The 7,730-nt window shown below is 65.2% G+C and carries 7 protein-coding genes and 3 pseudogenes; 5 read left to right on the plus strand and 5 right to left on the minus strand.

From position 1 onward, the window contains the following. From VEI45_RS21470 to VEI45_RS21480, 3 genes and pseudogenes are all read right to left on the minus strand, one after another. Positions 1-233, minus strand: a pseudogene (locus VEI45_RS21470) (hypothetical protein); the annotation flags it as partial. Between the two features lie 9 nt (positions 234-242). Continuing rightward, entirely contained in the window at positions 243-800 is a 558-nt protein-coding gene (locus VEI45_RS21475; RefSeq protein WP_324856546.1) for a GNAT family N-acetyltransferase, read from the minus strand. 6 nt (positions 801-806) lie between these two features. Next, the gene (locus tag VEI45_RS21480; RefSeq protein WP_324856547.1) at positions 807-1,202 is read right to left on the minus strand and encodes a hypothetical protein; all 396 of its coding nucleotides are present in this window, start codon (positions 1,200-1,202) and stop codon (positions 807-809) included. 92 nt (positions 1,203-1,294) lie between these two features. On the opposite strand from VEI45_RS21480, the gene VEI45_RS21485 reads away from it, so the two are divergent. From VEI45_RS21485 to VEI45_RS21500, 4 genes and pseudogenes are all read left to right on the plus strand, one after another. Beyond that, positions 1,295-2,074 carry a DUF2127 domain-containing protein gene (locus VEI45_RS21485; protein WP_324856548.1) on the plus strand — a complete coding sequence of 260 codons (780 nt, stop codon included), beginning with the start codon at positions 1,295-1,297 and terminating at the stop codon, positions 2,072-2,074. Between the two features lie 46 nt (positions 2,075-2,120). After that, positions 2,121-2,966: a class I SAM-dependent methyltransferase gene (locus VEI45_RS21490; RefSeq protein WP_324856549.1), complete on the plus strand. Its 846-nt coding sequence runs from the start codon at positions 2,121-2,123 to the stop codon at positions 2,964-2,966. Beyond that, a complete protein-coding gene (locus VEI45_RS21495) occupies positions 2,966-4,129 on the plus strand; it encodes a CoA transferase (RefSeq protein ID WP_324856550.1) in 1,164 nt (387 codons plus the stop codon). The genes VEI45_RS21490 and VEI45_RS21495 overlap by 1 nt, the downstream gene beginning before the upstream one ends. A 102-nt stretch (positions 4,130-4,231) precedes the next feature. Beyond that, positions 4,232-4,663: pseudogene (locus VEI45_RS21500) on the plus strand (DUF222 domain-containing protein); the annotation flags it as partial. A 13-nt stretch (positions 4,664-4,676) separates the two neighbouring features. Here VEI45_RS21500 and VEI45_RS21505 read toward each other — a convergent pair. Both VEI45_RS21505 and VEI45_RS21510 read right to left on the minus strand, forming a co-directional pair. Further along, positions 4,677-5,978, minus strand: a complete 1,302-nt coding sequence (locus tag VEI45_RS21505) for a recombinase family protein (RefSeq protein WP_324856551.1) — start codon at positions 5,976-5,978, stop codon at positions 4,677-4,679. A 352-nt stretch (positions 5,979-6,330) separates the two neighbouring features. Then, entirely contained in the window at positions 6,331-7,086 is a 756-nt protein-coding gene (locus tag VEI45_RS21510) for a [2,4-di-O-methyl-alpha-L-fucopyranosyl-(1->3)-alpha-L-rhamnopyranosyl-(1->3)-2-O-methyl-alpha-L-rhamnopyranosyl] dimycocerosyl phenol-phthiocerol 3'''-O-methyltransferase (protein ID WP_324856552.1), read from the minus strand. Between the two features lie 70 nt (positions 7,087-7,156). On the opposite strand from VEI45_RS21510, the pseudogene VEI45_RS21515 reads away from it, so the two are divergent. Continuing rightward, positions 7,157-7,730, plus strand: a pseudogene (locus VEI45_RS21515) (adenylate/guanylate cyclase domain-containing protein); the annotation flags it as partial.

The raw sequence follows: 7,730 nt of genomic DNA on the forward strand, positions 1-7,730 counted from the left end.
GGCATGCTGCCCAGTGCCCACCCGGTCAGCGCGATCGAGGCGACCGCCAGGCCTTGCCATAGCCCAATCACGCCCTCGGCGAGCATCGCGGCCATGCTGACCCACGCCAGCAACAGTGCCCACCGCGCACGACGATGCCAGGCTGCATCCCGCGGTGTCGCACGTTCGGGTTCTGTGCAGCAGGCATGCTCAACGAGTCCAGCTGCAGTGCCGACCGGGTCGGAGTTGGTCACCATGCGATGTTAAAGCCCCCGCGAACGCCCATCGCTTCCAACACCCGTTATCCCGCCATCACCGTCGCCCAGCGTGCATTGCCAGAACCCGACGTCGCGCCAGGCACCCAGCTTGTAGCCGGCCTCGACCAGCTGGCCGACCGGCGTGAACCCGTGTCGCTCATGCAGCCGGACGCTCGGCTCGTTGGGCAGGGCGATCACCCCAACGACGCTGTGGAAGCCTTGTCGGCGCAGGCGGCTGAGCAGCTCGGTGTACAACGCGTCGCCCACCCCGCGACGATGCCTCGACGGATCGACGTAGACGGTGGCCTCGGCCGTCCATTGATAAGCGGCCCGACCGTTCCATGGCGCCGCGTATGCCACGCCGACAATCCGGTCGTCGGTGGCTACCAGCCAGGGGAATCGCGAGTGCAGTCGTCTCCACTCGCTGCGCCACTCGTCGACGGCCTGTGGTTCGGTCCGGAAATTGAAGAACGAGTTTTCGATGAAGTGGTTGACGATCTTGCAGACCTCTGCGAGGTCACCCTCGGCGGCGGGCCTGACCTGCAACCCCGATCGCTTGCGCACGAGTCCTCAACCGCGCTTACCGCGATATAAGTCGATGTCTTTCTCTTCCAGACATTGGCCCAGCTCTTTGCCCTTTGCGGTGAGCGACAGCCACGCCGCAAACATCCATCTCTCGGGATCGTCGTAGTGTTTGACATAGACGTGAGATATCCGGTGGATCGAATGATCGAGCGACCTTCTCCAGGCGAAGAAACGATCACTTTTCCCGCTCACGGACCCCAGCCTGAACAGGCTCTCACCCACTACAGCGCGAATGAGCTCTAGGGTTTCGTTTTGCACTTCCGAGGGTGACGCCGACGGATTCCGGTGTCTGACATGCCAATCCACGGCATTGAGATCGATCGGCTTATCCAGGGCCTCAAGCAACAGGCCATTGCGCACCGCGTCGCGTGTATTGCTCATCCGTTTCTACCTCGCATAGCGCGGATCGTCCCGATCACGGTAGTCGCAGACCCTCGCTGCGAGCCGCTTTGCCGCGACACTACCGTGCTCTCATGGTGGATTTTGCTCTGCGCTCGTGTGGATTGCGCGGGCACGCTACTTTCGCTCCCGATGAGCCGGAGCTTCGGGAGCGCTTGAAGGCCGATACTCCCGCCGGGGAGGCTTGGCGGTGTTTGCGCTGCGAGACATTCGTTGTGGGTCCTCCCCGCCGCAGCGGCCCGGCGAATACGGCGCCGGAGATTCCACGCGGGCGAATGCTGCGCGATCGGACGCTGATGCGGGCGCTGGCCGTGGAACGCGCGATTCGCTGTGTGATCTTTTCGTTGGTGGCGGCCGGCGTGTTCAAGGTCAACGGGTCACGCGAGCGGTTGCGCCATGCGTTCGAGCAGGACCTGCCGTTACTTAAGTTGTTGGCGAACCAGATAGGATGGAATCCGGACAACTCCAAGATCATTCACCATGTCGCGCACGCATTCGCGCTGTCGTCGTCGACGCTGACGTGGATTGCAGTGGGGCTTAGCGCCTACGCGGCGATTGAGCTCGTCGAAGCTGTTGGGTTGTGGCTGGTGCAACGGTGGGGCGAGTACTTCGCGGTGATCGCGACGAGTGTCTTCCTTCCGCTGGAAATCTACGAGCTCACTGAGAAGATCACCGCGCTTCGGCTAATTGCGCTTGTAATCAACATCGTTGCGGTCATCTGGCTGCTGTGGAGCAAACGGCTGTTCGGACTGAACGGCGGCGGCAAAGCGTACCGAGAAGAACATCAAACAGCGAGTCTGTTGAGCGTCGAACGGGCGGGTCTACGCGAAACCGCTGCCAGCGCAACGCCGTAGAGTGGATGTGTGCACTAACCGCTCCCCGCAACGGAAGGTTCAAATGATGCCGCGTACCGACAACGACTCCTGGGATCTGGCGACCAGCGTAGGGGCGACCGCCACTATGGTGGCGGTCGGCAGAGCCCGAGCCAGCATCGCCGAACCGCTGGTCCGCGCGGTCGCCGTCGACTTCTTCACCTGCTGGGCGGCGGGCGAAATCGACCCGGTCGACGTGGACATCCCCGAGCACCCCTGGGGTGTGCAGCCGATGACCGATCTGCTGGCGGTGCGCACCCGCTTCATCGACCGATTCGTCGCCGATGCGGCGGCGGCCGACGTGCGGCAGGTGGTGATTTTGGCCTCTGGCCTGGATGCCCGCGGCTATCGGCTGTCCTGGCCGTCAGGCATGACGGTCTTCGAGATCGACCAGCCGCTGGGCGTCAAGCCGACGGTCGACCTGCAAGAAGTACCAATCGACCTGCGCGACGATTGGCCGGCAGCGCTTCGGCAGGAGGGCTTCGACGCCCGGCGGCCCACTGCGTGGATCGCCGAGGGCCTACTGGCGTTCCTCCCCCCGGAGGCCCAGGATCGCTTGCTGGACAACATCACCAGCCTCAGCGCCGGGGGTAGCCGACTGGTCGCGGAGATCTTCCTGAACTCGCCGGAATCGCTGCAGATCATGCACACCGCGGCTCAGAAGTGGTACGAGCACGGACTGGACGCCCACATCGATGACCTGTGGTACGGCGGCGAGCGTCATGACGTCGCGACATACCTGACCGATCGCGGCTGGCACACCGTCCGGACCCTCGCCGGACAGTTGTTGGCCGACGCCGGTTTACCCCTGCCGGTACGCAACGACGGTGAAGGCGAAAACCATTACTGCACAGCAACACTGGATGCGCTCTGATGCCCGGCCCCAAGCCCCTCGACGGTTTTCGGGTGCTCGATTTCACCCAGAATGTCGCAGGACCGCTCGCCGGACAGGTACTCGCCGACCTGGGTGCAGAAGTCATCAAGGTGGAGGCGCCCGGCGGGGAGGCCGCACGGCACATCACCTCGGTGCTCCCGGGACGTCCGCCGCTCGCGACGTATTTTCTGCCCAACAACCGGGGCAAGAAATCGGTGGCCGTCGATCTGACAACCGAGCAGGGCAAGCAACAAGTCCTGCTGCTCAGTGACACCGCGGACGTGATTCTCGAAGGGTTCCGCCCCGGCGTAATGGAGAAGCTCGGGCTGGGCCCCAACGACTTACAATCACGCAACCCCAAGCTGATCTATGCCCGCGTGTCGGCGTTCGGCGGCAACGGCCCGCATGGTGACCGGCCGGGAGTAGACCTCATGGTCGCTGCCGAGGCCGGCATGACCACCGGAATGCGCACGCCGGACGGCAAGCCGCAGATCATCCCGTTCCAGCTGGTCGACAACGCCACCGGACACGTGCTGGCGCAGGCGGTTCTGGCGGCGTTGCTCAATCGCGAGCGGCACGGCGTCGCCGACATCGTCCGCGTCGCCATGTACGACGTCGCAGTGTCGCTGCAGGCCAACCAGCTCACCGTGCACTTGAACCGGCCAAGCGAGCCCACGTCGACGCCGAAAGCTAAGCAGCGCAAGAGCGTTGGCTTTGCGACGCAACCCTCAGACGCGTTCCGAACCGCCGACGGATATGTCGTCATCAGCGCGTACATCCCTAAGCACTGGGAGCTGTTGTGCCGGGCCATTGACCGTCCGGACCTCCTCGACGACGAAAGGTTCGCCGACCAGCGCTCGCGGGCGGTCAACTATGCCGAGTTGAGCGACGAACTGGAGTCGACGCTAACCACCAAACCGGCCGCCGAGTGGGTGAAACTGTTGCGCAGCAACGGGCTAATGGCGTGCCTGCCATATAGCTGGAAGCAGGTCGTCGATACCCCGCTTTTCGCCGAGAATGGGCTCGCGCTCGAGGTCGGCAGCGGCGAAGAGGCCGTCACGCTGATCCGCACACCGGCTCGTTACTCCACGTTCACCGCGGCCGCCGCCGCTCCCCCGCCGGCCGTCGGCGAACACAACAGCGATTTCTTGACCGCGCGTTGATTCCGGGGAACGCACGGCGCGAGTTATCCACAGATAGCAGTTCGTCCACAGCTGAGTCGCCGACGCTCTTGCCTGTCACCGCGGGCTCCTATAGTCGAAATTATGTTCGATGAGGTTCCGGACGCTGCGGTGGTGGCAGCAATCGGCGACTCGGCCCGCGCCGAGAACGCTGCCTGCGCCCGCCGGCCTGCCGCGATTGCCGAACTCTACGAACGTCGCCAGATTCCGGTGGAAGACGGCAAAGGCCGCGAACTATGGCGCATCGACCCCTGGGAGGCAGTCGCGGCCGAAGTAGCCGCCGCGCAAGGCATCACGGCTGCCGCAGCCGGTGCGCAGCTGCACAGCGCAATCTGCTTGCACGATCGGTTGCCCAAGGTCGCGGCGCTGTTCGCCACCGGCGCGATCTCCTACCGGACCGTCCGGATGATCGTGGCCCGCACCTTTCTCGCGCTTGAGCCCGACATACTGGCCGCAATCGATTCCGAGTTGGCCGAGACTTTGACCGCATGGGGGCCGCTGTCGTTCGCCAAGATCGAGCAGGCGGGTTCTATGTCTGCCACGTCAACGGCAGCTCCACCAGCGCCGTCCGGCCCGGGATGTATTGCGGCACAAACCCATCCGGCACCGCGCACTGGCGGATCTGTGCCAGCCATTCCTCCACCAGCATCCGCAGCACAGCCCGGACTAGATGGTTAGCGCGACAACGATGCCGGCCCGCGCCGAACCCCCAATGGGTACGCACCCGCTCGTTCACCTGGTCGCCGCCGTCGCCCTCCCGGCTGGCCGCACCTGCCGCTATGCAGAACGTGTCACCGGCCGACAAATCGAGGTCGCCGATACGGGTGTCCCGCAGGGCGACCCGCGGTAGGTATTGGGTCGTCGAATGCAGCCGCACGACCTCCTCAACGAAAACCGGTATGTCGTTGGGGTTTTCGCGCAGCCTCCCCGCCAACCCGGTGTCGGACGCAAGATGCAGCAACGCCCACACGAAAGTGTCGCTGATCTGGCCGAGACCGCCGCGCTCACCGCTGCCGTGCACCGACCCCGCCAACAAGAAAATCTCTTCGTCGGTGCACTGCGGCGCGGCTCGGGCCAGCCGACCGACCAGGTCGTCGCCGCCGACTGGTTGGCGCTGCTGGACCACCGCCCACAGTCCGTCCTGGTTTTCCACTCCGAACAACGCCAACCGGATCGCCCGAGTCACCGCTTCGCCGACGTCAGCGCCATCCACCTGCCCACCGGCGGCGACCATCTCGAACATCGCTGCCGCGGCCGGGCGGCACCGTTCCGCCGCCCACCGCGACCAGCGCGGCGTCAACGCAGCAGCGATAACGTCACGGCCGGGCGCAGTCAACCACGGCCGCGCCACGCCATCCGCCTGGACCACCGCGCCGGCGACGTCACCGCTGCGCAACGCTGCCGCGACAGCGTCGGCGCCGCTGACGACCGGCTCGCACACCGGCGTCACCGCCGGGCAGCCGGTCACCGCTCGGCGTTCACCTGGTGGGCGAAAATCGGCCGCCACCGCAGCGTTGACGGTACGCAACTTGACTCGGCCGCCATCGGCGATGGCGATCAACCGCTCCAGGTCCTTCATCGACCTGACGAGCCGGTCGGGATGCCAGCAGATCACCGCGCCGAACTCGTTATCAGCCAACGCCGTCAGCATGGCCTCGAAGCCGGGACGGGTGGGACCGGAGTAGGCGGACAGGTCGTTGTCGCCGTAGCGGTGGGTGACCTCCCATCCGAGCCGATCGGCGAGTGCCTCGCAGTCCTCCAACTGGCGGGTCACACCGGCGCGCTGTCCCGTGGCGTCTTGGCTGATTCTGGTGTAGACGGCTGCGCGCATAACCTCGAATATATGTGGGCAGATTTACGTCAGCACCCCGAGCAATGCCTTGCTTGTTCCCGAGCCTTTGCGTTCCAACGGCCGCGCTGGTCCCGTCCGATCCAGTCTGTGCCCAGCGGCGGTCTGTCGACCGGGAGGCGATGATGCCCTACCGCCTCAAGGAGGAAGCGCGCCGCGGCTATGCGCGGAGATTCTGGCGGCGGGGTCGCCGAGATCGCTGGTGAAACGTATTTCAGCCAGTCGGTAACATCACTTACTCAAGACTTTCTGGAGCGACGTCACCGGCTGGCGCGATAAACAACTGCCTGATGGCGCGGGAATTCTTGCGGGATACCCCTGGCTGCAGTCACCGTCAGCACCGGCGCTGCACCATCGGCAGCTCCCTGACCAGGGTGGGCAGGTTCAGCGGAGCGCGCGAGGCGACAAACACCGCACGGGCCAGACCTGTGGAACTCGTCGGCCGTGGTGCCGTCCAATCCAACGGAAACTCCTTGTGCCGGGGCTGCGTTGCGGTCACATATACGTGCGGCATCTTCTCCCTCAGTCGGTTCATGACCCACACGCGCGAAGGCCGACACCCCGTGCCAGTTATCGCTTGGGTCTGCGAGGATGCGATCTCGCTAACCGGGAAGGGCTTGTCTTCGCTGGAGAAGCTCACGCATGTCTCCAGCAGAAGTAGGCCCGCTGCGCGGTCACACATCCACGCCAGCGCCTCAGCGGGACGCGAGAGGTGGTAGAGAAGGCCATAGCAGTACACCACGTCGTAGCGGGGTGTGGCGGCCGGGAGAGCGCCGTCGAGATTTAATTGCTCGACTGCGACATTAGGGGCGGACTCGAAGCGGCGGCGGATGACGTTCAGATTCTCCTCCCGCCCCTCGGTGCAGAGCACCTTGCACCCGCGGTCCAGGAAGAACGTCGTGTGATCGCCGATCCCGGCACCGACCTCCAGCACGCTCTTATTGCTGAGGTCGAGCCCGAGGGTGGCCAGGTGCTCCTGACGGCGGGCATTGTGGCGGACGTAGGACTTAGTGCGAAAACGCTGTTCGGCAGTCCGGCCGGTGACATCGACCCCCAGGCGCTTGCCGTTGGGACCGTTCTCGCGGGCCATCGCCACGCGATATTTACCGAAGAGTCGCATCGGGCGAGGATACATCGGGCGGAAATCCCGCAGTTTCCAGGCGCGACCCTTAACCCTCCGCCAACTTGGCGGAGGCGCGATCACTGTCCCACCCCGCGCCCACCGCCAGCTCCTCGGGCAAGGAAACCCGTGCGTCACAAGACGCCTGCCGGTGGTTCAAGACGATGACCTCGGCGCGCTGGCGGCGTCGTTCAACCGCATGCAGGCCGGTTTGGCCGAGCGGCAACGACTTCAGGCCGCGTTCGGGACCTACGTCGACCCGGCCTTGGCGGCGCGGCTGCTCGAGCAGGGTGACGACGTCTTCGCCGGTGAGCGCCGTGAGGTGACGGTGATGTTTGTGGACATCCGCGACTTCACCCCGTTCGCCGAGGCCAACAGCGCCGAGGACACTGTCGCCCGGCTCAATGCCCTGTTCGAGATCGTGGTGCCGGCCGTGGTCGACGCCGGGGGGCACGTCAACAAGTTCCTCGGCGACGGTGCACTGGCCGTCTTTGGCGCCCCCAACGACCTCGCGGATCATGCCGACGCGGCCGTGGGCGCCGCTGTGTTGATCCACCGCCTCGTCGCCGAACGATTCGGCGGCGCGCTACGGATCGGCATCGGGATCAACACCG

This window comes from Mycobacterium sp. (assembly GCF_035623875.1).
Lineage (GTDB): Bacteria > Actinomycetota > Actinomycetes > Mycobacteriales > Mycobacteriaceae > Mycobacterium.